We start from the raw sequence: 24,245 nt of genomic DNA, 5'->3' as shown, positions 1-24,245 counted from the left end.
TGGGCCTGCTCTGCGTCGCGTTCTTCCTCACGGCCCAGGCGGGCGTGGCCGAGCAGGCGACCCTTCTCGGCCTGGCCTACCTCGTTCCCTCTTTGCTCTACGTCAGCATGCTCGTCGCCCTCCTGTCGGCGTTGAACCGCCGTCCCTCGGCGGCGTGGTGGCTCACCCTCGCCGCGGCCGTGCTGCTGTTCGTCGCGGCACTCATCGTCGGACCCACCGTGGGTGTCGGACTTCTGCGCGAGATCTCGCCCGTCGACGCGCTCTGGCCAGCTGCGGCGCTGCTGCTCGCGTTCACCGCGTGGTGCGTCCCGGCCAGTCGCCCCAGCCGAAGCGGCCCGTTGCGCATCGTCGTCTACGTGCCGGCGATCTTCACGACCGGCGCCCTGATCATCCTGGTGTTCAACGAGTTGGACACCGGCGGCGGCGTCATCGAGTTCCTGGCGTTCGCCACCCTCGCCGCGGGGATCGTGCGGCTCTTGGCCTCCGTCGTCGAGGCCGAGCGTCTGCGGGCGCCGCGAGCGAGAACTCAGCGTGAGTCTCGAACGCGCCCGGGATGCCGCGCTGGCCGCGACGTCGGCGAAGAGCACGTTCCTCGCGACGATGAGTCACGAGATGCGGACGCCCCTGAACGCGATCCTCGGCATGAACGAACTCCTCGCGAGCACCGACCTCGACCCGGTGCAGCGCGACTACGCGGACCGCGCGGCCGCGAGCGGCTCCCTGCTCTTGGACGTCGTCACCGACATCCTCGACTTCTCGAAGATCGAGGCCGGCGCGATCGATCTGGTCAAGGCGCCGTTCGACCTCCGACGCCTCGTGACCTCCACGGTGACCGTGCTGTCGTTCGCCGCCGAGAGCAAAGGCCTCACCGTCAGCGCCGAGTACGATCCGGCCGTGCCGACGTACGTGATGGGCGACGCGACGCGGCTGCGGCAGGTGCTCGTCAACCTGCTCGGCAACGCCGTGAAGTTCACCGCCGCGGGCGAGGTCCGGGTCCATGTCACGCGCGGCACCGGGCCGGATGCCGTGCACTTCGCGGTGACCGATACCGGGATCGGCATCCCACCCGAGGCTCTGCAGCGCATCTTCGAGCCCTTCACCCAAGCGGACGAGTCCACGACCCGCACGCACGGCGGAACGGGGTTGGGGCTGTCGATCTGCGACGCGCTCGTGCGCATGATGGGCGGCCGCATGCGAGTCGAGAGCGAGATCGGGCAGGGCAGCACGTTCTCGTTCGAGATCGCCCTGGCGGCCACGGCACCACCGGCGATTTCCCCGCGTGCCGTGGTCCGGATCGGCCGCGACCCCTCCGCGCCTCGCACTCCCGTCGAGTCTCGCCCGCCCCGGAACGACTCCGCGCCGGTCGTCACGGCATCCGTCGGTCTTCCGGGTACCGGCTCGCTGAACGTGCTGGTCGCGGAGGACAACCCGACCCTGCAGCTGCTGTCGACGCAGATCCTGAGCCGACTCGGGCACCGCTCGGCCGTCGTCGGCACGGGCGCGGATGCCGTCGACGCGGTGGCGCGGGAGGCCTACGACATCGTCCTCATGGACATCCACATGCCCGTGATGGACGGGTTGGAGGCCACCCGGGCGATCCGCGCCGCCGGTGACTCGATCACGCAGCCGTACATCATCGCGCTCACGGCGGGAGCGACCGAACAGGACCGCGACGACTGTCTCCGGGCGGGCATGAACGGCTACGTCACCAAACCCTTCACGATGAAGGACCTCCGCTTCGCGTTCGAGACGGCGGAGTTGAACACCCCCGCCCAGGATGTCGAACCGGCCGCCGCGGCCCCGCACCGCTTCACGCTGCTCAATGACCTGGGTCCGGAGGTCAAAGCCGACGTCCTGCGCACGTTCGTCCTGCGCAACACCGACGACATCGCGGCGATCGCCGACGCGGTGCATCGCGGCGCGGCCGACGAGGCGCGGGCGCTCGCCCACCGCCTGCGCGGGTCGAGCCTCGCGCTGGGCGCGACGACGCTCGCCGAGGCGTGCGCCCGGATCGAGAGGGGCTCCGACGAGCAGGCGATCGATCCGCGGCGCCTTGCCGCGGTCCGGGACGCCGCGGCGCTGGTGGTCGACGACGCCGAGAGGGAGCTTCGTGCCCTTTCGGCGCGCTGAGCATGCGGCATCCGTTTCTCCCCCCGAAACGGATCACCCGCTCCCCGACGCGCGCGCGGAGCACCCGCGCCCCGAACGCGCGCGGAGCCTGTCGACGCGGACCATCGCCCTCGTCGTCGGGGCGGTGTACTTCGTCGGCTCCCTCGTGATCTTCCGCGACGTGCTGTTCGCCATCCCCTCGGTGCTCCGCGGCGACGCGGTCATCGCGGGCGACGAGCTCGTCCCGTTCTTCAACTGGCACAGCCAGTTGCTCGACCAGGCCGCCGGGCAGTTCAACGAGCTCGTGAACGGGTACGAGTTCCGGGTCCGCTACGCGTTCCTCACCACGTGGCTGCGGTACTACGCGGTCCTGCCGTTCGCGATCCTCATCGTCATCCCGGCCCTGTTCTGGTCTGCGTACCTGACCGTCGCACGGTTCATGGACAAGGTCTTCACCTCGCTGTCGTCGCAGGCCATCTACCTCGCGACGTTCTTCCCGGTCTCGCTGATCTACCTGATCATGGTCTACGCCAAGATCACGCACTTCTACACTCTGGTGCTCGGCCTCGTCCTCATGACGATCTCGTCGCTGTGGATGCTGTACGCGCTGCTGTTCGCCGGCCGGAAATGGAGGCGGTGGATGGTGATCGCGGCGCTCGCGACGCTGTTCAACCCGGCCATCCACTACCTGGTGCTGTTCAGCCTGTTCTTCGCGATCACCATCGTGACGCTCCTCGTGGGCGAGATCGGCAAGTGGATCCGCACGGGCGGCCCCCGCCGGCTGCACCGGCTGCCCGGCCGTGTTCGTACCCTGGTCCTCCACGGGGGACGGTGGAGACGCCTGCGCGCCTGGTTCGGCCGGTGGTCGCTCACGACGACCGGGCGCATCGTCTGGGCCGTCGTCATCTACGGCCTGATCACCCTGATCCCCTACGCGCTGTTCGTGAAGTACGTGGCGCTCGCGGGCGTGTCGAATCTGTCCGACACCGTGCCGGGCGACTTCTACTTCATTCAGGATGCCTCGGTCTCGTGGCTGCACGAACTCTCGTGGGACCTCGCCGGGATCACCGACAAGATCCTCTTCGGCGACTACCTCGCGAAGGTGCCCCGCTATCCCGACGCCGTGTACACGCTGCTGCTGTTCGTGCCGCTCGCGGTCCCCTGGGTGCGCCGGAGGCTCTTCCGCTCCCGCCCGCACCGGCAGTTGCTCGGCGTGCTCATCGTCGCGATCGTCTTCGCCCTCTGGGCGACGATCGGTTACGGCGAGCCGCTGTGGTTCCCCACCTTCCACCGCACGCTCGCGGCCATCGCGATCACGGCGAACGAGAGCCACTCCGCAATCGGCAACCTCGTGGTGACGGCCGCCGGAACCGTCGTCCAGATCCTCCGTTTCCCGCACCGGTTCCAGCTGATCCTGTTCATGCTCGCGCCGCTGGTCATGTCGCTCACGCTGGCGCTGTTCATCGACGTCGTGAGCGGGCGGTGGCTCTCGCCCCGCCGGCGCCGGGGACCGCGCAAGCCCACGGCTCCCCCGTCGTCGCGGCCGAAGGATCCCGCGCGGACGCGCGCCCGCAGCGAAGTGCTCATCGCGCTCCTCGCGACCGCGTGCATCGGGGCGGTGTTCTTCACCCCCTTCTGGTCGAACAACCCCTACCGGACGGTTTTCGGATCCGGCAACATGGCCGGCTTCCTCTCGCCGTTCCCGCTCCACGACCTGAAGGAGTTGAAGCAGGAGCTCAACTCCCTGCCCGAGGGCAAGACCGTGGTCCTCCCGCCGACCGAGACCGCGAAGCTCGTTCAGGATGCCAACGGCGTCGACCACAAATTCATCGACAAGTTCTTCATCTACTACCTCGACAAACCGAGCTACTACTACGGCCTCACCGGGGACGTGAAGAACAAGTTCGACTTCTTCCTGATCCTGCGGGGGCTCTACTACCAGCAGGACTGGTGGATCGACGTCGCCCGCGACATCCAGATCAAGTACATCGTCGTGAATCGCAAGATCCACTCGAACAACGGCGTCGGCGCGGAGTACCTGCCGAACGTGGAGAGCTACGTCGAGCCTGGCCTCGCGCGGCTCCAGGGCGACGTCGAGCTCCGGTTCCAGAACGACAGCTACGCGCTGTACGAGATCACCGACCAGCCGCGAGCGGACCGCGAGACGATCTTGGTGGACTCGAGCTGGCAGACGTACCTCAACCTCGTCTTCAATCGACGCAACCTCAGCCGCTGCTACACGTTCGAGTACACGCCGTACTACGACCCCACGGCTCTCCCGCCGGGAGCGCCGATCCATCTGCTCACCGACGACGAGTCCACGTCGGCTCTCGACCTGTGGTTGCTCGACCATCCGGATGCCATCGCCGGTCCGGACACGCGGATGTTCGCCTTCAACCCCGATGTCGTGGCATCCAACTACTACCTGTCTCCGATGTTCCGGTCGTTCCTGCTCTTCTCGAATACGAAGTGGAATCGCACCGGGATGATCACGCCGGGGGTTTTCGGGACGCTCCGGGGCTCGTTCATCGGGCTCCCCCGCGCGACCGAGATCAGCGTGCCCGTGACGGTGAAGGAACCCGGCAAGTACCGCGTGCTCATGCGCACAGCGAACACCGCGAACACGCTGCACATCACCTCGCCGTCGCTGTCGTACGACCAATCGTTCGAGCTGAGGTCACCGCCGGAGAACGTCAAGCTCTTCCCCGTCGACGACGTCTACAAGCCCGGCCGTGTGGCTGCCGACACCTCCGGGATGTCCGTCGCCGATCTCGAACAGCAGATCCCCGACGCGCTCGTGCCGGTCAACTCGGGGTTCAGTTTTCAAGACCTCGGGGTCGTGGATGCCGCGGCGGGAAAGCACACGTTCGCGATCGACAAGACCGACACGAATCCGATGCTCTTCGAGGGGGTCATGCTCGTCCCCGAGGAGACGTACCAGTCGCTCGCCCTCCCCGCGAACGTCGAGAAGATCACCGACCCGAACGCCCTGGAGTGCTCGGAGCGCACCGAGAGCGCCGGCGGCAAGGACGGCTACGTCGATCCGGCCGCAAACCCCGAGCACGCGAACCTCACGCAGGACGAGCTGCTGAACCTCGCTGCGGCCGATGTCACCGACCTCGAACCGCCCGCCGGAGGTGTCGTCGGGTCGAGCTGGGTCGGCGTGGCGCTGACGCTCCTCCTCATCGCGGGAAGCCTCGTCCTCGTGCGCTGGCGCGCGCGCTTGCATCACGACGACGACGAGGACGAGGATCGCGACGAAGACGACCCCGACGACGACCCGACCGACCCGCCACCCCAGGAGCCAAGATCATGACCGCACCGTCCCGCCGCATCGTCTTCCTCGGCACCCACGGGCAGTACAACATCGGCGACGAGTTGCTTCTGGAGACGTTCCTGACGCAGCTCGGCGCCGAACACCGCTACCTCGTCAACAGCTACGACCCGGACTTCACGCGCACCCAGCTGCGCCCGCGGTTCGATGTCGAGGTGATCGACACCGGTGCGGACCGCCTGCGGCTGCTGCGGGCACTGCGGGGTGCCGACCTCCTCGTGTTCGGCGGCGGCTCGATCATCAAGGAGCTGTACGCGTCCACGGGGCGGAACCCGTACTCGACGCTCGCGATGATCCTTGGGGTCGTGACGTTCGCGCGGCGCATCGCCCGTAAGCCCGTCGCGATGCTCAACATCGGCGTCGGTCCCCTTCGCACGCGGACCGGGCTGTGGCTGGCGCGCCGGATCCTGTCGCAGGTCGACCTGATCACCGTGCGGGACCAGAAGTCGTTCGACACCTGCCGCCAGATCGGGATCGACGCGACCCTCGTCCCGGATGCCGTGTTCTCCACCGACGAGGAGTTCCTGCTCCGGCCGACTGACGACTCCCCCGCTCCCCGGCCGGGCGGGCCGCTCCGGGTGGCCCTCAACCTCAACTTCGACATCGAGAACCCGGACGCGTGGGAGCCGTTCCTCGATCGGCTCGCCGCCGCCCTCGAGTCCGTCCACTCCCGGCATCCGATCGAAGTGCATTCGCTCCCGATGCAGATCGGCTTCAAGGACCACGACGACGTGGAGGTGCTCGACGCCCTCGCCGGGCGCTTGGCATCCGTCCCCTTCGTGCGCCATGAACCCCGGACGCACGTGGATGCCGCCCGCCTCATCCGCGACAGCGACGTGCTGGTCAGCGAGCGATTGCACGCGATCGTGATGGCATCCATCCTGGGCGTGCCCTCGTTCGTGCTCGCCTACGACGTGAAGGTGCGCGAACTCGCGAAGACGCTCGGGCTCGAGGACCGCACGATCGACATCAACCGACCCTTCGAGGCCCCAGCGCTGGCCGACGGTCTCGTCGATCTGATCGAGCGACGGGATGCCGTGGGGGCGGCGGTCGACGCCCGGAGCGCCGAGCTGCGCGCCGAGGCCCGCGCGAGCTTCGCCCGGGCCCGGGGTTGGGTGGAGGGCGCGTGACCGCGTCGATTCCCCGAGCCGTGACCCTCATCCGCTCCACGTCACTCACCGATCGGGCCGAGTACGCTTACGCCGCCACGGCGCCCGCCGACGCGCGACTCGTGTTCCTCGCGGGGTCGTGCCCGCTCGGTCTCGATGGATTCGTGGTGGGCGTGGGCGACATCGCGACGCAAGCGGCGAAGTGCGTGGAGAACCTTGCGATCGCGCTCGCGGAGGCCGGGGCGGAGCTGACGGATGTCCTCAGCACCCGGGTGCTCGTCGCGTCGTCGCAACGCGAAGATCTCGTGGCGGCGTGGCGAGTGGTTCGAGATGCCTTCGGGGAGCACGACGCTCCGAGCACCTTGCTCGGCGTGACCGTCCTCGGTTACGAGAACCAGCTCGTCGAGATCGAGGCGGTCGCCGCCGTCCTCGACCGCTAAGTTCGACTGCCGTCGGGCTCACGAAAGGAGCGGGCCGAACGGAAAAGCGGTCGCGTGCGAGTCCGTTGGCCTCACTCGCGCGAAGTCGCCACCTCACGCGAGACTGCTTGCGCGAAGCGCGGCGCGCCGCTTGCAGCCAACCGGTTCAGGAGCTGATAGATCGTCACAGGGGGCCTCCCCATTGCAGACATCTGCTCGCCGATTATCCGGGCCGCCGCCGCTCGATTCAGATGAAACTGAGTCATTAGAAACTCATCGAGACGTACGGCTTCAATTCCGAATGGCTCGAGCAATGCCGGAGGAAAATCCCTCACGTTCTCCGTGACGATGACATCGGCGCGGCCCCGTAGCGCTGCCGCCAGGACGTGGCGGTCGTTCGGGTCCGGGAGCTCCAAGCCCTCGACCAGCGGCTCCCATCCCGAAACACTGGCGTCTTCGAATGCCTCGTTCATGTTGCGAAAGCGACTGTGAAAGCGGCTCGGGTCGATGTCGGGATGTATCTCGCAAAGAGCGGCAATCGCCTCCTGCTCCACGGCGTCGGACCACAACGGCCGGAAGGCGCCCGAGTCCGCGAAACGCAGCAGGGTGTCACACGGGGCTATTGGAACGAGGACGCAGGCGTCGAGAAAGGCCGCGAACAGGCTCACGCTCAGGCCTTGCGAGCACGCGCCAGGGCATCGGAATACGTCGATGCGTCCACGTCGTAGAGACCATCGTCGTTCGCCTGTCGGGTCATCTCGTCCAAACGACTACGCCGTTCGTCGCGCTTTCGGTCACGGTACGCGAGGACGTCATGGAGCCGAAGACGCCGATGACGCGACTCCCCCAGTCGTTCGAAAGGCAATTCGTGCTCATCGAGCAGCCGCACCAAAGTGTTTCGGCTGATGCCCAGCAGAGTTGCCGCCTGCTGTGTCGTCAGCTGCCGATCGATGGGCTCGAGACTGACGGACTCTCCTCGTTGCATGGCCGAGACCACTCGCCGCAACGCCTCGTAGGCGGGAAGCGGCAGCGCAATCTGCTCCCCGTCCGGCCCCAGGAGCATCGCGGGTGCGGAGTTCTGTTCGAGGAAGTTCGCCAGCTTCAGCATCTCTTCGAGATCGTGAGGAGGCTCCACCACCTGTGCCTGGCGAGACGAGATCGGCGTGCGCGTCATGGCATCCATTATCATCCAATTCGTCCAAAACGTTCAATACGTTCAGAATGCCCGTGCGCGCCTGCTCGGGGTGCCCTCGTTCGTGCTCGCGTACGACGTGAAGGTGCGCGAACTCGCCAAGACGCTCGGCCTCGAGAACCGCACGATCGACATCAACCAGCGCCGAGCTGCGCGCCGAGGCGAGGGCGAGCTTTGCACGGGCGCGGAGTGGGTCGAGAACGGCTGGGGTCTCCGGCCTTTCGCCGGTCCAGGGCGACGGCCGTCGCTCGACGATTCGACGCCGGTCGGAGGGGTCGCGTGCGATCGACCGTTAGATTCACGCACACCCCGCCCGCCCCGCCAGAGAACGGCAGCGTCATGAGCGACAGAATCGCGCCCCGACTCCACCTGATCGACGTCGCCGACAGCCGCGACGGCTTCACTCTCCGCGATTACCTGACCCGCAGCGCCATCCCGTTCACGTCGGACACGGCGACTCCCCCGTTCGCGGGAGAGGTCCACGGCGTCGATCTGACGAACCGGCGACTCCCCGTCCTGCTCATCGACGGGGCGGTGGTGCTGGAGGACCCGTCCCCGGCCGAGGTGGCGATGCACCTCGGTTGGGTGCTGCCGCCCCGACGTCGCCGATACGACGTCCTGATCTTCGGCGCCGGCCCCGCCGGTCTCTCGGCGGCGGTATACGCCGCCTCAGAGGGCCTGGACGTCGCCGTCATCGAGCGTGACGCCGTCGGCGGTCAAGCCGGATCCAGCAGCCTCATCGAGAACTACCTCGGTTTCCCGAACGGTATCTCGGGGGCAGAGCTGGCCGACCATGCGCGGCAGCAGGCCGTGCGGTTCGGGGCCGAGTTCGTTCTCATGCGAGAGGGTGTCGACCGGACGTTCCGCGATCACGATGTGCGCGCCGTCCTCGCCGATGGATCGCGGCTGGATGCCGACGCTGCCGTCTGCGCCACCGGCATCCAGTGGCGCCGTCTGGGTCTGGCGCGCGAAGCCGAGTACTTCCGGGCGGGCGTCTACTACGGGGCCGGCACCAGCGAGGCGCCGGCCTGCGCCGATCAGGACGTCTACGTCGTGGGAGGGGCGAACTCCGCCGGGCAAGCCGCGATGAACCTCGCCGCGTACGCGCGGTGCGTGACCCTGATCGTGCGCGGGCCCTCGCTCTCCTCGACGATGTCGAGCTACCTGTCGACCCGGGTGCTCACCCATCCGCGCATCCGCGTACTGACCGACGCCCGCGTCGTGGGTCTGGACGGCGACACACGGCTGCGCCAGATCACCCTCGACGAGCACGGAGCTCTCCGGACGCTCCCCGCCCGGCACCTATTCGTCTGCATCGGCGGGGATCCCAACACGCGGTGGGCGGCGCAGACGGATGTCGAGCTCGACGCCCGCGGCTTCGTCGCGACCGGACCGGACCTCACCCCGGAGCAGCGGGCCGCATGGCCGCTCGCGCGAGACCCCTTCTTCTTGGAGACGTCCGTCCCGGGGATCTTCGCCGCCGGTGACGTCCGCTCGAACTCGATCAAGCGCGTGGCCTCGGCCGTCGGAGAGGGGGCGATGGCCGTGACGCTGGTGCACCGCTACCTCAGCGCCGGGTGACTCACGACTCTTGCCGTACAGGCGGCGGCGTGTCCCTGGCCAGGTGCCGCAGCATCAGCGGCCTCCGCAAGAACCGCTCCTCGTCGGGGAACGTCACCGGCTGCGTCCGCCAGTCGTCGCCCGCGTAAGCCACGAGCGCGGACTCGTCCTCCCATTCGCTGACGTACTGCACCCGGCCCGGGTCGGCCAGGTCGACGAGCACGTCATGGCGGAGCAGCCCGCGATATCGGCCGGGGAACGTCGCGACGAGCTCGCGCAGCGCCGTGAGGAACTCGTCCTCCATGCCCTCACGGACGTGCGCCTCGGACACCCGGACGATCATCCCCAGAACCCCCGGTGCGGCTCGGCGGCCTCGTCCTCCAGGTGCGGGCCCGACACCGCGACGACCGGCTCCCCGTGCGCGAACACCTCGCGCGAGGGCAGGTCGAGCTCGCGGCCGCCGTCCTCCGACGCGGCGAGCGCGATGAGTCCGCGTCCCGAGAGGGCGTAGACCATGCGCCCGATGCCCGCCCAGAACATCGCCCCCGCGCACATCGCGCAGGGTTCGCACGACGTATAGAGAGTGGATGCCGCCAGCTCGGTGGCATCCAGTTCTCTCCAGGCGAGGCGGACGAGGTTCGTCTCCGCGTGCGCCGTCACGTCGCGGTCGGTGAGCACCGTGTTCTCGGCCTCGAGCACGCGGCCGTCGGCGGTGACGAGCACCGCGCCGAACGGGTGATTGCCGTGCTCCCGCGCCCTGATCGAGAGCTCGATCGCGCGGCGGAGGGGGGCGAGGTCGGTCGGGGCGAGGTCGTCAGCCATGCGTCGATGATGGCAGGTCGCGGGACCCGCCTCAGGCCTGCAGCAGTTCCGCGCGATGCGCGCGCGCCCACTCGGAGACCGGGCGGGCGGGGAGACCGGTCAGACGCTCGACGTCGCTGGTCTGCACCGCAATGCCGTCGAGTTCGCGCCGCGCGACGCGTCCGAACTGTTGCCGCAGTCCCTCCGCCTGCCAGGCCGGCATCCCCGTGAGCCGGAGCACGCCGGAGAACAGGCGACTCGGCAGGTGGAGATACCGAACGCGTCGGCCCACCCCGATCGAGAGAGCCCGCGCGAGTCCGCGGCCGTCGAGCAGTTCCGGTCCGGTGAGGACGTGTTCCGCACCGTCGTGGATACCCCGCTCGAGCACCCGGGCGGCGACCCGGGCGATGTCCGTCGTGTCGATCCACGGGATGCGCCCGCGACCGATCGTCTGCGGGAGGATGCCACGACGGATCGCCGGAGCGGAGGGCATGAGGTTCGTCAGGAAGCCCGACGCGTGCAGCAGCGTCCAGGACAGGCCGCTGGAGCGGACGAGGGCGTTGATACGCCAGATCGCCCGCCCCCAGGGCAGGGGCGAGTGTTCGGCGGCATCCGCTCCCGACAGATGCACGATGGCGCGGACCCCCGCCGCGCGCGCGGCAGCGACGCCGTTCGTTCCGTGCGCCAGCTGCTGCTCGGTGGCAGCCGTGACGAGGAAGAGCTGGTCGACGCCGTCCAGCGCGCGGGTGACGGCCGCGACGTCCCCGAGGTCGGCGATGCGCGCATCGATGCCACGCGCTCGCAGGTCAGCGGCCTGCTCGGGCTTGCGCACGAGAGCGCGAACGGGAACGCCCGCCGCGTGCAGGAGCTCGAGGGTCTTGCCGCCGACATCACCGGTCACGCCCGTGACCGCCACCACGTTGCTCATCGCATCCTCACCATCATCTCGTCAGTATCAGTTATCTGATACTACGACGCTCAGAGTACGATCGGGCCATGCGTGCCCCCCTTCCTTCCCGGCGCGACATCGAGGACATTCCGGCGTGGGCCGTCATCCGGGCGGCACGGGAACTGGCTCGCCGACTCACCGCGGAGCTCGCGCCCGTCGACCTCACCCCCGTCGAGTTCGGGGTGCTCGCGCAGCTCGCCGCGTCCGACGGCATGAGTCAAGCCGATCTCGCTCGCGCGGTCGGAGTGCGGCCGCAGAGCATGACGACGCTCATCGACGGCCTGGCGGGGAGGAACCTGCTGCAGCGGCACACGCTCCCGGGTCGCGGGCGCGTCTCACGCTTCACGCTCACCGGCAGCGGCGAACGTCTTCTCGCGGAGGCATGGCCGCTCGTCACCGGCAGCGAGCGGTGGTTCGGCGACGACGACGCCGCGACGGCATCCCTCGTCCAGACGTTGCGCCCGCTGCTCGGATCAGCGGACCGGATGCCGGCCCCCGAGGCCGACATCCCCTGAACGCGCGTCGCTGATCGCCGGTCGGCTGTCAGCGCCCGCGCGCACATCGCGCTCGCCGACCTACCGTGCCGCCATGGCAGTGGAACGACTCTGGCTCATCCGGCACGGCGAGAGCGAGGGGAACGTGGCGGCGTCGAAAGCCGAACACGAGGGGTCCCCGGTGATCGCGCTCGACACTCGCGACAGCGACGTGGAGCTCTCCCCCGTCGGCGTGGAGCAGGCGACGGCGCTGCGGGCGTGGGTCGACTCCCTCGACGTCCCTGTCGACGAATACTGGGTGTCGCCCTACTGGCGGGCGCGGCAGACGCTCGCGCTCGCGCTCGGTGATCGACCGGCGTCGGTTCCCACGCTCATCGACGGGAGGCTGCGCGACCGGGAACTCGGCATCCTGGATCTCCTCACCACCCGCGGAGTGCGGGAACTGCATCCGGAAGAGGCGGCCCGCCGACGCCACCTGGGCAAGTTCTCCCACCGCCCACCGGGCGGGGAATCGTGGGCCGATGTCACGCTGCGGCTCCGGTCGTTCCTCGGAGAGCGGCTCGACGCATCGCCCGCCACCGTGCTGGTCGTCGCGCACGACGCCGTCATCATGCTCGTGCTGTACGTGCTGCTGCGGATGACCGAGGCCGAACTGCTCGCGTTCAGCGCCAGCCACACGGTCCGCAACGCCTCGGTCACCGAGCTCGTGCGCACCGACGACGGCTGGAAGCTCGTGACGTTCTCGTCCGTCGACCACCTCGCGGCCGAGGGCGCCAACATCACCGTGCACTCGGGAGGTGACGATGCTCACCACGCCTGAAGAGGTCACGCTGGCGCTGCTGCGCGAGTGGGGTCGCCCCGACCCGGCCGGGTCGAAGAAGTCCCGCGGGCAGGTGGTCGTCGTCGGCGGATCGCCGCGCTCCCCCGGCGCCGTGCTGCTCTCCGCCGAGGCGACGCTGCGCGTGGGCGCCGGGCGGACCGCCCTCGCCGTCCCCGCCGAGATCGCGCCGCACCTGGGGCCCGCGATGCCCGAGGCCGGCATCCACTCCCTCCCCACCGTCTCCGCGGCCGTCGACGACGCTCTGCGCGCCACCCTGGAATCCGCGGATGCCGTGCTCCTGGGTCCCGGATTCGACGATCCGGATGCCACCCGCGCGGCCCTCCAAGCCGTCGCCGCCGCCGACATCGACCGGCTCGTGCTGGATGCCTTCGCGCTCGGCATCCTGGGGTCGGTCGATCGGGGCATCCTGCCCGCGGAGCTGATCCTCAACGCCAACGAGGAGGAGGCCGCGCTGCTGCTCGACCGCGACCTCACCGAGGACCGCGCTGCCGACATCCGGGAGATCGCCGAAAGCTACGAGGCCGTGGTGCACTGCTTCGGCACCGTGGCGCACCCGGACGGCCGTGTCTGGCAGGCGGAACCCGGCAGCTCGGGCCTCGGGACCGCCGGCAGCGGCGACGTGCTGTCGGGCGCGATCACCGGCTTCGCGGCGCTCGGCATGGAGCCCGAGCGCGCCGCGGTCTGGGGCGGATGGACGCACGCCCGCGCCGGCGACCGACTCACCGAGCAGGTCGGCATCGGCTTCCTCGCGCGGGACCTGCTGCCGGAGCTGACCGCGGTCGTGCACGAGAGCTGAGGCGCTCAAGAAACAAAACGTAGGCAGATAGCTCTATCTGGGCACGAATCGTTCCGCCATCCTTCCCACCCCGTCAGAGCCGCCGCGCCTCACCCCCGAGCAATCCCGCGTTCAGCGCCCACCCGGCGAGCGTCACCAGCACGATCGCCCCGGCCATCGCGACGAGTTGAACCGGCTGCGTCAGGATGCCGAGACTCACGATCAGCGTCGTCGCACCGGCCGGAGGATGCGGGGCCTTCAGCAGCGTCAGCACGACCGTCGTCACGGCCACCGACAGCGCCCCCGCCACGAGGTACCCGGGGGTGAGTCCCCCGACCGGCGCGGGCGGCTGACCGCTCAATCCGAGCGCGTAGAAGCACGCCACGCCGACCACCAGCCCCACAGCGTGCCCGACCAGCGCGTTGCGCGGCCGCGACGCGGGCTGCTCGGGCGACTCGAAGAACAGCATCACCGTCGGGCCGAGGCTGGGGAACAGCCACGGTTGATGCAGCGCCAGACCGACCGCGCCGGTGAGCGCGAGCACGACGAGCGACAGGCCGCCGGCGTACGCCGCCGCGCCCGCACGCCCCTGCCGTACCCGCGCGCCGAGCCTCACGACGCCACCAGCAGCGCTTGCGGCGCCGCCTGCTTCAGCCGCGTCGAGAGCCAGTCCTGCTGCAGCTTCGTCTGCGGTTCGCAGTCGTCGATGATCGCGAGCAGCTCCTCGTCGCGCAGCGCGAGCGCGGCCTGCTTCACCACGGTCCACGTCGTGTCGACGAACCCGACGAGCGCGTGGAGGTCCTGCAGGTCGCGCAGCAGTCCGAGCGGCCCACCCCGGCTCTCGCTCATCGCCTCGGCGTGGAAGCGTTCGGGCTCGGCATCCGGAGTCTCCCCGTACCGCTCGACGACCGGACCCAGCCTCCGCCCGTGCTCATCGCACTGCTTCGCGAGCGTGTGACAGAGGTGGTAGACGTCGGGCTCGTCGCCGTGCCCCTCGGCGAGTTGGCGGAACGACCGGGCGAGCACGTCCTCCCCCGCGTGCAGCAGGCCGATGTACGACGCGAGGTTCATGCTTCCTCCCGGGTGGCGATGCGCGGCGGGTCGACCGGTCGCAGGGATTCCTCCGCCTCACCGTCCGGTCCACCGACCGTGGCCGGAACGCGCGAGGGATCGACCGGACGGGATGCCGTGGTGGTCGGCGCGGGCGCGGGGGCGGTGGCATCCGCAATCTTCTCGATCTGCACCGCGGCCACCTTGAAGATGGGCTGCTTCGACACCGGATCCCACTCGGTCATCGTCAGCTCGTTGGCCGCGGTGGGGTGTCCGTCGGGTCCGGTGCGCCCGTCCTCCCAGTACCCGTAGTGGAACGGGGCGAAGACGCAGCCCTCGCGCACCTGGCCGATCCGCGCCGGAACGACGATCTCGCCGCGCGCCGACCACACCCGCACGAGGTCGCCTTCGTGGATGCCACGCGCCTCGGCATCCATTCTCGAAACCTCCACCCACGCCGACCGAGCCGCCTTCTGCAGCTGCCGCGTGCGGCCGGTCTTGGTGCGGGTGTGGAACTGGTAGACGGTGCGGCCGGTGGAGTACTGCAGGGGGTACTCCTCGCTCGGCGTCTCGTGCGGAGGGTTGTATGCGGCGGCCTTGAGGATCGCGCGGCCCTCGACGCCCATGGCTTTGTAGTTCGTGGGGCCGATCGTCGCGCCGGTGAGCAGGTCGTGGCCGAAGGTCTCGGCGCGGTCGACGTCGGTGGGGAAGATGCCGTCGCCGTACAGGCGGACGGTCCCGTCGGGGTGCTCGTCATTACAGGGCCACGGGATGCCACTTCCCCCGCGCATCTTGTCGTAGCTCAGGCCGGTGTAGTCGCAGAGTCGGCCGCGGGTGCAGTCCTGCCAGGCGCGGAAGCCGTCCTCGGGGCCGGTCCAGTCGAGGAGCGGCGAGCCGTCGTCGCGGCGGAAGTCCATGCGCCGGGCGTAGTCGAGGAAGATGTCGAGGTCGCTGCGCGCCTCGCCCGGCGGCTCGACGGCCTTCTCCGACAGGTGCACGGTGCGGTTGACGTTCGTGAACGTGCCCTGCTTCTCGCCCCAGCCCGCGGCCGGCAGCACGACGTCGGCGAGCATCGCGGTTTCGGTGAGATAGAGGTCCTGCACGACGAGGAAGAGCTCGGGCTTCGCGAGGATCCCGCGGATCCGCTCGGACTGCGGCATCGACACCGCGGGGTTCGTCGCCTGCACCCACAGGAACTCGATGCTCCCCTGCTCGACGTAGCGGAAGATCTGCATCGCGTGCGTGGGCGGCGACCAGTGCGGAATCTTGTCGACGTGCACGCCCCACTGCTCGGCGAGCTGGCGGACGTGCTCGGGGTTCTCCCAATTGCGGAAGCCCGGGAGGTCGCCGTCCGCGCCGGCTTCGCGCGCGTTCTGCGCCGTGGGCTGGCCGTTCATCTGCAGGATGCCGCACCCCGGCCGCCCGATCCGTCCGGTGAGCAGGTGCAGGTTGTTGACCTGGCACGCGGATGCCGTGGCATCCGACGCTTGATAGAACCCCTGCAGCACCGTCGAGAGGACGCGGGGCGACTCGGCGAAGATCCGGGCGGCGGCGCGGACGTCGGCGGCATCCACTCCGCACGTCTCGGCGACGGCCTCGGGCGTCCACGGCTCGACCGTGGACTTCAGCTCGTCGAAGCCGATCGTGTGCGCGGCGATGTAGTCGTGGTCGATCCAGCCGTTGACGAGCAGCTCGCGGATGAGCCCGTTCATCAGCGCGAGGTTCGTTCCCGGGCGCACCGCGAGGTGGACATCGGCGCGGCGCGCGACCTCGGTCAGACGCGGATCGACGCACACCACGCGCGGCGGATTGGCTCCGGCGAGCCGGTCGAGCACCCGCGTCCACAGCACGGTCTGCGTCTCGGCCATGTTGTGACCGAAGAGAAAGATGGCGTCGCACTCGTCGATGTCGGCGTAGCTGCCCGGCTGTCCGTCCGACCCGAAGCTTTCCTTCATGGATGCCGCGGCCGTCGCCGTACACAGCCGGGTGTTGCCGTCCATGTGCGGGGTTCCGAGGCCGGCTTTGCCGATGATGCCGAGGGCGTAGTACTCCTCGAGGAACAGCTGGCCCGAGCTGTAGAAGCCGTGGGTGAGCGGACCTTTCTCTTCGAGGAGCTGCTGGCTTCGCGCGACGATGCGCGACATCGCGGTGTCCCAATCGGTTTCGACCAGCTCGCCGTTCTCGCGGATCAGCGGGCGTGTGAGCCGGTCGGGGTTCGCCATTCCCTGCCAACTGCCGAACAGCCCCTTCGGGCCGAGGCGCCCGTGGTTGACGATGTCGACCGCGCGGCCGCGGACGCCCACCATGTGCCCGTCTTTGACCGCGATGTCAGTGGCGCATCCGTTGCTGCACAGGACGCACGCGGACTGCACCCAGCGGTCGACGTCGAGCTCGGTGAGGCCGTCGGCGAGTTTGGTGTCGATGCGGACGGGCCACCGCTCCCCTCGCGCGAACGGTGTGCGGGTGCCCCAGATGTGCTCGATGCGATCGACCATGATGGTTCCCTCCCTGCGGTCCGCGCGAGAACGTACGGCGGAGGATCGCGATCACCGAGAGCCTCGACAGGGGGTCGGAGCAGTGCCAAGGTTCGCCCGGCTGACAGACTCTTCGTGGTTCACCGCCACGAATGGGAGACGCCTGCATGGAGATCGAGCCCGGCATCTACAAGCACTTCAAGGGCCAGCGGTACGAGGTGTTCGGCATCGCACGGCACTCGGAGACTGAGGAGGTCTTCGTCTCGTATCGCAAGCTGTACGACGACTACTCGTACTGGGTGCGTCCGGTCGAGATGTTCCTGGGGGATGTCGAGCGGGACGGGTATGTGGGGCCGCGGTTTCGGCGGGTCGAGTGATCCTCGCGCTGTGCACGATGCCTGGCAGTTCGCTTTTCTGAGCGCGAGAGCACGCGTTGCACAAGCAGCTTTGCCCGACCGGATGACCCCTACGCGACAACCCGCTGCCTACGCGGTCGGACATTCCCGCCATGCAGGGACATGCGAAGCGCAAGTGCCCGGCACCATGGCCGCCGCGATCTGCGCGAGCAGCGAGATGATGCACAGCGCCGAGGTGGCCACGCGCTGCGTGATGCGCTTCATCATGGTCGAGATTGCTGCTACGACGACCCGACGACCGCCGGAGTTCTCCTCTTGGCGCGGCCGCATACGTCTCGTCGACGGCCGCGCAGCTATGCGAGGCGCGCGGTCACAAGGACGCGGATGCGGCTCAGCCGTTCGGCGGCGGATGGCGCGCCGCCCGCTCGACCACCGCGATGTCGAGCGTCGGTCCGACGAGGCGCAGCTACACCGGCGTGATCAACGCAAACGACACTTTGCGAGAAAGGGGCGCAGATCGGTGCGTGCTGAGACGGGGTACGGCGCCTCGACACGTCACCGCGGGCGAACCTCTCCATCCGCGCATGTTGCCCTACTCTGAAGTCATGGCTGACTTGTCGATTCGAAAGGTGCTGGAGCAGGTCCAGAATGGACAGCTTCGTATCCCTGCGTTCCAGCGGGGCTTTGTGTGGGACGCCGACCGGGTCGCATACCTCATGGATTCGATTCACAAGGGCTATCCATTCGGTGCGCTGATCCTGTGGCGAACGAAGGAACAGTTGAAAATCGAACGCCAGTTGGGGCCGTTCAAGATTCCGGATCGCGAGGCAGACTTCCCCGTTGACTACGTCCTCGACGGACAGCAAAGGCTTACGTCGATTTTTGGAGTCTTTCAAACTGAAATTGAGACCGAACTCCACGAGGATGATGCATGGACCAAAGTCTATTACGACTTTCAAGCCGAGAAGGACGTCCAAGAGTCGCAGTTCCTCGTCTTGCCGGACGATCAGGTCGACCCGGCGCGCCACTTTCCAATTGGCTCATTCTTCGACGTCAGCGGCTTTCGGGCGGCGACAGAAGGGCTGTCGGCGCCGCAACTCGAAGAGATTGACCGAGTCCAGGCCGTGTTCAAGGAGGCTGACATCCCGGTACAGATGATCGAGACCGACGATCGAGCAAAGGTTGCCATCGTTTTCGAGAGAGTCAACCGCATGGGGGTCGAACTCGACATCTTCCAATTGCTGTCAGCATGGACCTGGAGTGAGGAATTCGACCTTCAAGACAAGTTTGCTGATCTCGCGGAGGACCTCAAGCCGTTCGGCTTCGCGGCGGTCGGCGAGGACTCGAACCTTCTTTTGCGTTGCTGCTCCGCTGTCATCGGTGGCGACGCAACCTCTTCCGGTTTGCTCGGGCTCAACGGTGCGGAGGTTCGCGACCGGTTCGACGAGATCACGAACGGGATCAAGGGAGCGGTTGACTTTCTGCGGTCAAATCTCAAAGTGGAGAAGCTGGACAACCTGCCCTACCCCACGTTGATCGTGCCGCTAGCCGTCTACTTCGCGGCTCCGAATGCAAAGAGCGTGAAAGTGACTAACGACCAAAGAGATGAGCTTGTTCGTTGGTTCTGGCGCGCATGCTTCTCTAGGCGCTTCAGTGCGGGTGTCCTTCGGAATCTCAGTCGAGATGTCGCCGAGGTGCTCGCTCTGCGGAAGAGTGGCACGCCGGGGATCGCCAATATCCCCTGGTCCGTCGACCGCGAGCTTTTCACCGAATCGCGATTCACTGCCGGCTCCGTCGCTACCAAGACATTCATTCTGATGCTTGCGCAATACGACCCATTGAGCTTCGTTTCTGGGTCTCCTGTCGCGCTGGGGGACGTTCTCCGCCACTACAACCGAAAGGAGTTCCATCACATCAACCCGCAAAAGTTCTTGAAAGGGCAGGGGCGAGACATAGCTGACGTCAACCGTCTTGCCAACTTTGCGATCATTTCAGCGTCGGACAACAAGACTCTCGGAGGTACGGCGCCCAGCGGCTACAAGAGCAAGATGCCCGCGAAGAGTCTGGACAAGATCCTCGCATCGGCATTGTGCCCGCTGTCGGTATTCGATGACGACTACGAAGCATTCCTGATTGCCCGCGGTGACCTCTTGGTGGACGCGGCGAAGACTCTCGCTAGTTGACATCACGATCGAGCTATCGTGATGCCGCGACTGGGGGAAGGTTGAGGGGATACGGGCCTTTCTCGGACAGGAGCTGCCTTCTGGGCTCGACGATGCGACATCGCGATACGCTAGTTGATTTCGACGACCTCGCCGTTCTCACGAATGAGCGGGCGGATGAGCCGGTCGGGGTTGTCCATCCCCTCCCAGCTGTCGAAGTGCCCTTCGGGCCGAGGCGGCCGTGGTTCACGATGTCGACCGCGCGCCCGCGGACGCCGACCATCTGCCCGCCCTTCACTGCGATGTCTACGACAGTGACTCGTAGTGGGCGCGACCGGTGGAGACGTTCCTGGGCAGCATGGAGCGGGAGGGTCTTCGGGACCGCGGCTGCGGCGGGTTGTGTGATCTGGGCGGGCAACGAATCGTCGGACGCTCGCCCTGAGCAACCCAGACCGACCGGCATGTCTCAGCGACGCCTTTTCGAGGCGAGCTGGCCAGCTCCCCAGACGATTGACTCGCCTGAGAGCAGCGTCGACCATTCCCGCGGGAGTCTGTCAGCGCCCGACCCCCGACCTCACTCTCCTTGCGGTTTCTCGGCTACGCAGATCAGCCCAAGTCCGGGTCCAGCACCCCGTGGGAAGGGGCGGCGGACGATACGCAACATCACGCGTTCGCAGCGTCACGAAGGACATCCCAGAGCAGCCCCTCTAACGTGTCTCGTGGAACAGCCGCCTGAATCAGCGCCGCGTACTCCGGATGCACATAAACGCGGAGCTTGCCCAGACTGGTCGGGTAGGAGTTCTGGAGGGCGCGCCACACAGACGAAGGCTCGATGTTGTCCACGCTCAACTCGCCGCGGGCCTCCGCTGACCATTCGGCCTCACGTAGGTAACTAAGAGTCTCGTCCGAGCCAACCTTCGTTGGGGGAAAATCGACCAAAATCAGCGGCGCATTCACAGCCGTCATCAAATCGAATTTCGAGACCAAACCGCCCGGCTCGAATGTGGTCAGGGGCACGACCGCCTGTCCGTCCCACGCCTGAATCAAAATATTGACTCGCCTCTGTAGATCGGTGGTGAGGCGGTACCGCCGCGTCCAGTTACGACCCGTCTTTCCAAACACGGCATCAACGTCGTCCCAGTTGCCAGGGTTCCCGCTATCGGCGCCCCCGCCCTGACGGGCTCTCGTCACCACTAATGCCCGTTGGTACAACTGGCGAGCGACTATCATGCGGGCAAGATCTGCGTACTCTTGACGATCTTCTAGCCGCCGGGCAAGCCACCAGACCAACTCCTGCGTAGGCCAGTCGAGGAGAGGCGCAGACTCTACCGAACCCGAAGAAAGCCATTCCTCCAGAGGCAGAACCGCCGCTTTCTGGGCCTGAGCGTCCAAGAACCCGTAGAGGTCTGCCCGAAACTTGTTCAGCGCCTCTACAGACGGCGACTTTGGCAATTCACTCAGAACCTCCAGGGCAAGACGACCCAGCATTGCCTTGATCGTGCGATGCGCGCGATGCCAGTATACGGAGCCAAACATGCTGTATCGCGCGAAGAGGACACTCTCAGCGGGTATCCGACCCTTGTCATGTATTCCAAGCCGGGCGATCGGCGTGTTTGTTGCGCTCGTGACGGCAATCGTCAGGGAATGCAACAGTTTCGGCACATCTATACCCTGACCGTAGGGCAGCCTGAGGTTCTCGGAATCGCGAATAAGGTAGTCGAGTTTATCCGCGTCGATTGGACCACTAATGATCGATCGTGCGATCTGCTCTTGCAGAGACAGATCGCGAGCATTCTCGCGCCCAAGCACTCTCCGCAACGAAGCTACGTCCACGCTCCAATCGTCAGACTGAAGTAGCTTCAGAACATCGCCGGGTTCTCTGCCCCCGGACGGCGCTTCCAGAATGCTGAGGGTGCGGCGCTCATGTGCGAAGACGGTCGAATCCACTTCTTCCAGGTCATGAGCCAATGGATAGTGACCCACGTCATGTAGCAGCGCACTCAGCATTATCAGCTCAATATCGTGCGCTGACATGATCTGCCGGAATAGTGGGCTAAGCGGGTCCGAGTAAAGAGCGCGCGCAAAGCGCAGAGAGGCACCCAAGACTCCGAGCGAATGCTCAAGTCGCGAGTGCGACGCCGTAGGATAGATCAGTCGAACAAGGCCTAATTGATCAACGTTCCGCAGTCGCGAGACCGTGCGAGTGGCGACGAGCCGCTGGATGCGTGAAGTGAAAGGGACGAAACCAAGAGACGAGGCCTGTATAACACTCTCTTGATGCTCCGCAAGTTCAGGCACGATTTGAAGCAAATCGGCGACCCCATCAAGTTTATCTAGATCGTGATCGATTTGCTCCACAGTCTCGTACGCGAGCTTCGAATATGCCGCGGCGCCCAACCCGAGGTATGACTGCGCGACTAGAGGCTTTCCTCGACCGCCGAATATTCTCCGATCCAGCTCGACGGAACCGCTTTCCGCATAGTGATGCTCAGCACCGAGCATTCTGTAGGCCATGAGCTTCAGGTACCTGAAAGGATACGTTGCTGTCTCTCGGGGGGCCGCCAACTCAACGGTCTTCAACAAGACCAACACAGTTATGCCAAGCGAGTACAGGTCCCACGCCAGCTTAAGGTCAGAATTCGCGACAGCGCTTGTTCGCAGCATCCGGTTGTTGTCGCTGTTATCGACCTCTGATTCTCTGGCGACGTCGAGGATGAGTCGAATGTAGTCGGGATGCTGATAGCCTGCCGTTCCACCCACCTCCGTAGTGACACCCGGTTTGGTCACGCTCTTCGCGAACCCGAGATCCGCCAGAACAACAGTCTCGTCTTTCGACACGAATATGTTGGGCGGCTTAACATCCAAATGCGCGATACCGCGCTCGTGTAGATGTCGAAGACCCGAGACTGCTCCTCGAATTATTCGAAGAGCAGCGTTCATACTTGCGTTTTCTTTGAGGTATTTGTCCGCGTCGGCTGGATCATCAAGACGCTCCATCACGAAAAATCGAGTTCCGGCTTGCGTGATGTCCGCAGTCAAGACCCTGATGAGGTGAGGGTGCTTCAACGGAATGAGCTTCTTTGTTTCGCCGAACAGAATCTTGTTGAGTCGTTCAACCTGATTGGCGACGGGACGGGGCATTTTGAGAACAGCGAGGACGTCCGTGTCAAGTGCGCTACTAAGTCGATCATCTTGGACAAGAGCAATGAGTCCGGCTCCACCCAGACCGATGATCTTCATCACCGTGTACTGCTCACGAAGAGACCCGATTATTTCGGCGAGCATCTCCGTAACCGGACGCTCCTCTGTCACCCACTCAGAAGTCAGCTCAGCCTCCGCGTAAAGGGCCGCCGCCTCGGCAACCAGCTTCTTGAGATGCGCCTCGGCATCGTCGGCACTTGCGACAGGCTCGGACATCATGGACTGGCCCCCACTTCCAGGTCTTCAGGTCGCGAATACGGCGGCGGTAGCTGCGGTAGAGGCTGACCATCGGGCTAAATCTGGCAGATGCTGTTTGGTCGGTCAATAGAATTTTTGACCCAATCTCCACACGCCAGGTGGATCTGTTGCTCTTCGATTTTGGCCGTGTAACGCTCGCGTAAACTCCCCCTCTCCCCCGCCCCCTCCCGCGGTGAGCACATCGTTACCCCGCCGCCCCACCCGACGCGGTCCGGGGTAACGCCTCCTTCCTACGCTGACGACACGCCTCGTCAATGCGGGGCGCTGCACCTCCCCCATCGCTGGCCGGAGGATCCCCGTGACCGTCACCGACCCGCGCCCCGAAACCGCAACGCCGCCCGCGGCCGCAACGCCAGCGCAAGAGCTACAACACCGCCCCGGCCGCTGGATCGACAACTGGAACCCCGAGAACGCCGCCCAGTGGGCCGCAGAGGGCAAGGCCATCGCCGCACGCAACCTGCGGTGGTCGATCTTCGCCGAGTTCCTCGGGTTCGTCGTCCGGCAGCTGTGGTCGGTCGTCGTCGTGTCGCTGCCCGCGGCAGGCTTCCAGCTGTCGACGGGTAAGATCTTCTGGCTCATCTCGATGCCGAGCCTCGTCGGGGGGGACCCTGCGTATCCCCTACACGTTCATGGTTCCGCGCTTCGGCGGCCGTAACTGGACGATCGTGTCGGCCGGTCTCCTGCTCATCCCCACGATCGGGCTGGCCATCGCCGTCAGCAACCCGCAGACGCCCTTCGGCGTCCTCCTCCTCGTCGCCGCTCTCGCGGGCCTCGGCGGCGGCAACTTCGCCAGCTCGATGGCGAACATCACGTTCTTCTACCCGGCCGCGCAGAAGGGCTACGCGCTCGGCCTCAACGCCGCCGGAGGCAACCTCGGCGCCTCGGTCGCTCAGTTCCTCGCGCCGATCGTCATCACCCTCGGCGCCGCCGCCACCCTGAACCTGCCCATCGCGGGCCTCATCTGGGTTGCGCTGTTTCTCGTCGCCATGGCTGGCGCCTACTTCCGCATGGACAATCTCTCGACCGCGAAGGCCGACATCGCGGCATCCATCCCACTCGTCGGCCCGACGCCGCGGAGGGTAACCCGCGCGGGGCCACCACCCACCCACCCCCGCCCCGGGCCTTTCGCCCCACCCCCGAACTAGGCTGAGCCGCGTCAGA

21 protein-coding genes and 1 pseudogene are annotated in these 24,245 nt (G+C 66.7%); 12 read left to right on the top strand and 10 right to left on the bottom strand.

What is annotated here, in order from left to right; genetic code table 11:
• Positions 1-531: 531 nt before the first annotated feature.
• From AVW09_RS01990 to AVW09_RS01975, 4 genes are read left to right on the top strand one after another with little or no spacing between them, the layout of a single operon-like run.
• The gene (locus AVW09_RS01990) at positions 532-2,130 is read left to right on the top strand and encodes an ATP-binding protein (protein WP_063256423.1); all 1,599 of its coding nucleotides are present in this window, start codon (positions 532-534) and stop codon (positions 2,128-2,130) included.
• Positions 2,111-5,425 carry a hypothetical protein gene (locus AVW09_RS17850; RefSeq protein WP_063256422.1) on the top strand — a complete coding sequence of 1,105 codons (3,315 nt, stop codon included), beginning with the start codon at positions 2,111-2,113 and terminating at the stop codon, positions 5,423-5,425. The genes AVW09_RS01990 and AVW09_RS17850 overlap by 20 nt, the downstream gene beginning before the upstream one ends.
• Positions 5,422-6,573, top strand: a complete 1,152-nt coding sequence (locus AVW09_RS17845) for a polysaccharide pyruvyl transferase family protein (RefSeq protein WP_063256421.1) — start codon at positions 5,422-5,424, stop codon at positions 6,571-6,573. The genes AVW09_RS17850 and AVW09_RS17845 overlap by 4 nt, the downstream gene beginning before the upstream one ends.
• Before the next feature lie 8 nt (positions 6,574-6,581).
• The gene (locus tag AVW09_RS01975; RefSeq protein WP_063256443.1) at positions 6,582-6,992 is read left to right on the top strand and encodes a RidA family protein; all 411 of its coding nucleotides are present in this window, start codon (positions 6,582-6,584) and stop codon (positions 6,990-6,992) included.
• A 71-nt stretch (positions 6,993-7,063) separates the two neighbouring features.
• On the opposite strand, the gene AVW09_RS01970 is transcribed toward AVW09_RS01975, so the two are convergent.
• The gene (locus AVW09_RS01970) at positions 7,064-7,639 is read right to left on the bottom strand and encodes a PIN domain-containing protein (protein WP_063256420.1); all 576 of its coding nucleotides are present in this window, start codon (positions 7,637-7,639) and stop codon (positions 7,064-7,066) included.
• 2 nt (positions 7,640-7,641) lie between these two features.
• On the bottom strand, positions 7,642-8,145 hold the full coding sequence (locus AVW09_RS01965) for a helix-turn-helix domain-containing protein (protein WP_156495928.1): 504 nt from the start codon (positions 8,143-8,145) through the stop codon (positions 7,642-7,644).
• Between AVW09_RS01965 and AVW09_RS17500 the strand changes: the two genes are divergently transcribed.
• Together AVW09_RS17500 and AVW09_RS01960 are read left to right on the top strand one after the other, a co-directional pair.
• The gene (locus AVW09_RS17500) at positions 8,135-8,506 is read left to right on the top strand and encodes a hypothetical protein (protein WP_156495927.1); all 372 of its coding nucleotides are present in this window, start codon (positions 8,135-8,137) and stop codon (positions 8,504-8,506) included. The genes AVW09_RS01965 and AVW09_RS17500 overlap by 11 nt on opposite strands.
• Complete coding sequence (locus AVW09_RS01960) at positions 8,503-9,744, top strand: NAD(P)/FAD-dependent oxidoreductase (RefSeq protein ID WP_063256418.1); 1,242 nt, start codon at positions 8,503-8,505, stop codon at positions 9,742-9,744. The genes AVW09_RS17500 and AVW09_RS01960 overlap by 4 nt, the downstream gene beginning before the upstream one ends.
• Before the next feature lies 1 nt (position 9,745).
• Here AVW09_RS01960 and AVW09_RS01955 read toward each other — a convergent pair whose 3' ends face one another.
• Genes AVW09_RS01955 through AVW09_RS01945 form a run of 3 tightly spaced genes read right to left on the bottom strand, consistent with a single transcriptional unit; the run spans position 9,746 to position 11,452 of the window.
• Positions 9,746-10,066 (bottom strand): putative quinol monooxygenase, encoded by a 321-nt coding sequence (locus AVW09_RS01955; RefSeq protein ID WP_063256417.1) that lies wholly within the window; start codon positions 10,064-10,066, stop codon positions 9,746-9,748.
• Complete coding sequence (locus tag AVW09_RS01950; protein WP_063256416.1) at positions 10,063-10,545, bottom strand: nucleoside deaminase; 483 nt, start codon at positions 10,543-10,545, stop codon at positions 10,063-10,065. The genes AVW09_RS01955 and AVW09_RS01950 overlap by 4 nt, the downstream gene beginning before the upstream one ends.
• Before the next feature lie 31 nt (positions 10,546-10,576).
• Entirely contained in the window at positions 10,577-11,452 is an 876-nt protein-coding gene (locus AVW09_RS01945; protein WP_063256415.1) for an NmrA family NAD(P)-binding protein, read from the bottom strand.
• A 68-nt stretch (positions 11,453-11,520) separates the two neighbouring features.
• Here AVW09_RS01945 and AVW09_RS01940 point away from each other — a divergent pair, with 68 nt between their 5' ends.
• From AVW09_RS01940 to AVW09_RS01930, 3 genes are all read left to right on the top strand, one after another.
• On the top strand, positions 11,521-11,988 hold the full coding sequence (locus tag AVW09_RS01940) for a MarR family winged helix-turn-helix transcriptional regulator (RefSeq protein ID WP_063256414.1): 468 nt from the start codon (positions 11,521-11,523) through the stop codon (positions 11,986-11,988).
• Between the two features lie 73 nt (positions 11,989-12,061).
• Entirely contained in the window at positions 12,062-12,787 is a 726-nt protein-coding gene (locus AVW09_RS01935) for a histidine phosphatase family protein (RefSeq protein WP_063256413.1), read from the top strand.
• On the top strand, positions 12,771-13,604 hold the full coding sequence (locus tag AVW09_RS01930) for an ADP-dependent NAD(P)H-hydrate dehydratase (protein WP_063256412.1): 834 nt from the start codon (positions 12,771-12,773) through the stop codon (positions 13,602-13,604). Before AVW09_RS01935 ends, AVW09_RS01930 begins: the two co-directional genes overlap by 17 nt.
• Positions 13,605-13,677: 73 nt before the next feature.
• On the opposite strand, the gene AVW09_RS01925 is transcribed toward AVW09_RS01930, so the two are convergent.
• Genes AVW09_RS01925 through AVW09_RS01915 form a run of 3 tightly spaced genes read right to left on the bottom strand, consistent with a single transcriptional unit; the run spans position 13,678 to position 17,128 of the window.
• Positions 13,678-14,199, bottom strand: coding sequence for an HPP family protein (locus AVW09_RS01925; RefSeq protein ID WP_197462534.1), 522 nt, complete (start codon positions 14,197-14,199; stop codon positions 13,678-13,680).
• On the bottom strand, positions 14,196-14,654 hold the full coding sequence (locus tag AVW09_RS01920; RefSeq protein WP_063256411.1) for a hypothetical protein: 459 nt from the start codon (positions 14,652-14,654) through the stop codon (positions 14,196-14,198). The genes AVW09_RS01925 and AVW09_RS01920 overlap by 4 nt, the downstream gene beginning before the upstream one ends.
• Positions 14,651-17,128, bottom strand: coding sequence for a molybdopterin oxidoreductase family protein (locus AVW09_RS01915; protein ID WP_063256410.1), 2,478 nt, complete (start codon positions 17,126-17,128; stop codon positions 14,651-14,653). Before AVW09_RS01915 ends, AVW09_RS01920 begins: the two co-directional genes overlap by 4 nt.
• A gap of 146 nt (positions 17,129-17,274) precedes the next feature.
• Between AVW09_RS01915 and AVW09_RS01910 the strand changes: the two genes are divergently transcribed.
• A complete protein-coding gene (locus AVW09_RS01910) occupies positions 17,275-17,484 on the top strand; it encodes a DUF1653 domain-containing protein (RefSeq protein ID WP_063256409.1) in 210 nt (69 codons plus the stop codon).
• 108 nt (positions 17,485-17,592) lie between these two features.
• Here AVW09_RS01910 and AVW09_RS01905 read toward each other — a convergent pair whose 3' ends face one another.
• Positions 17,593-17,730: a hypothetical protein gene (locus tag AVW09_RS01905; RefSeq protein WP_156495926.1), complete on the bottom strand. Its 138-nt coding sequence runs from the start codon at positions 17,728-17,730 to the stop codon at positions 17,593-17,595.
• 338 nt (positions 17,731-18,068) lie between these two features.
• Between AVW09_RS01905 and AVW09_RS01900 the strand changes: the two genes are divergently transcribed.
• Entirely contained in the window at positions 18,069-19,646 is a 1,578-nt protein-coding gene (locus AVW09_RS01900) for a GmrSD restriction endonuclease domain-containing protein (RefSeq protein ID WP_063256441.1), read from the top strand.
• Positions 19,647-20,288: 642 nt separating this feature from the next.
• Here the strand turns inward: AVW09_RS01900 and AVW09_RS17120 are convergent.
• On the bottom strand, positions 20,289-23,045 hold the full coding sequence (locus AVW09_RS17120; RefSeq protein WP_082822763.1) for a protein kinase domain-containing protein: 2,757 nt from the start codon (positions 23,043-23,045) through the stop codon (positions 20,289-20,291).
• A 337-nt stretch (positions 23,046-23,382) separates the two neighbouring features.
• Between AVW09_RS17120 and AVW09_RS01890 the strand changes: the two are divergent.
• Positions 23,383-24,136: pseudogene (locus AVW09_RS01890) on the top strand (MFS transporter); the annotation flags it as partial.
• Between the last annotated feature and the right edge of the window lie 109 nt (positions 24,137-24,245).

Origin of the sequence: Microbacterium sp. T32 (genome assembly GCF_001619615.1) — a bacterium.
In the GTDB taxonomy this organism is placed as follows: domain Bacteria; phylum Actinomycetota; class Actinomycetes; order Actinomycetales; family Microbacteriaceae; genus Microbacterium.
Note: the sequence above shows the minus strand (reverse complement) of the source record. Positions and strands in the feature narration are given on the sequence as shown.

What these genes read in the sequence shown, in the direction of transcription:
- AVW09_RS17845 (WP_063256421.1), top strand. Translation starts at nt 5,422, where the DNA reads ATGACCGCACCGTCCCGCCGCATCGTCTTCCTCGGCACCCACGGGCAG.
- AVW09_RS01965 (WP_156495928.1), bottom strand. Translation starts at nt 8,145, where the DNA reads ATGACGCGCACGCCGATCTCGTCTCGCCAGGCACAGGTGGTGGAGCCT.
- AVW09_RS01960 (WP_063256418.1), top strand. Translation starts at nt 8,503, where the DNA reads ATGAGCGACAGAATCGCGCCCCGACTCCACCTGATCGACGTCGCCGAC.
- AVW09_RS01955 (WP_063256417.1), bottom strand. Translation starts at nt 10,066, where the DNA reads ATGATCGTCCGGGTGTCCGAGGCGCACGTCCGTGAGGGCATGGAGGAC.
- AVW09_RS01950 (WP_063256416.1), bottom strand. Translation starts at nt 10,545, where the DNA reads ATGGCTGACGACCTCGCCCCGACCGACCTCGCCCCCCTCCGCCGCGCG.
- AVW09_RS01945 (WP_063256415.1), bottom strand. Translation starts at nt 11,452, where the DNA reads ATGAGCAACGTGGTGGCGGTCACGGGCGTGACCGGTGATGTCGGCGGC.
- AVW09_RS01940 (WP_063256414.1), top strand. Translation starts at nt 11,521, where the DNA reads ATGCGTGCCCCCCTTCCTTCCCGGCGCGACATCGAGGACATTCCGGCG.
- AVW09_RS01935 (WP_063256413.1), top strand. Translation starts at nt 12,062, where the DNA reads ATGGCAGTGGAACGACTCTGGCTCATCCGGCACGGCGAGAGCGAGGGG.
- AVW09_RS01930 (WP_063256412.1), top strand. Translation starts at nt 12,771, where the DNA reads ATGCTCACCACGCCTGAAGAGGTCACGCTGGCGCTGCTGCGCGAGTGG.
- AVW09_RS01920 (WP_063256411.1), bottom strand. Translation starts at nt 14,654, where the DNA reads ATGAACCTCGCGTCGTACATCGGCCTGCTGCACGCGGGGGAGGACGTG.
- AVW09_RS01915 (WP_063256410.1), bottom strand. Translation starts at nt 17,128, where the DNA reads ATGGTCGATCGCATCGAGCACATCTGGGGCACCCGCACACCGTTCGCG.
- AVW09_RS01910 (WP_063256409.1), top strand. Translation starts at nt 17,275, where the DNA reads ATGGAGATCGAGCCCGGCATCTACAAGCACTTCAAGGGCCAGCGGTAC.
- AVW09_RS01905 (WP_156495926.1), bottom strand. Translation starts at nt 17,730, where the DNA reads ATGATGAAGCGCATCACGCAGCGCGTGGCCACCTCGGCGCTGTGCATC.
- AVW09_RS01900 (WP_063256441.1), top strand. Translation starts at nt 18,069, where the DNA reads ATGGCTGACTTGTCGATTCGAAAGGTGCTGGAGCAGGTCCAGAATGGA.
- AVW09_RS17120 (WP_082822763.1), bottom strand. Translation starts at nt 23,045, where the DNA reads ATGATGTCCGAGCCTGTCGCAAGTGCCGACGATGCCGAGGCGCATCTC.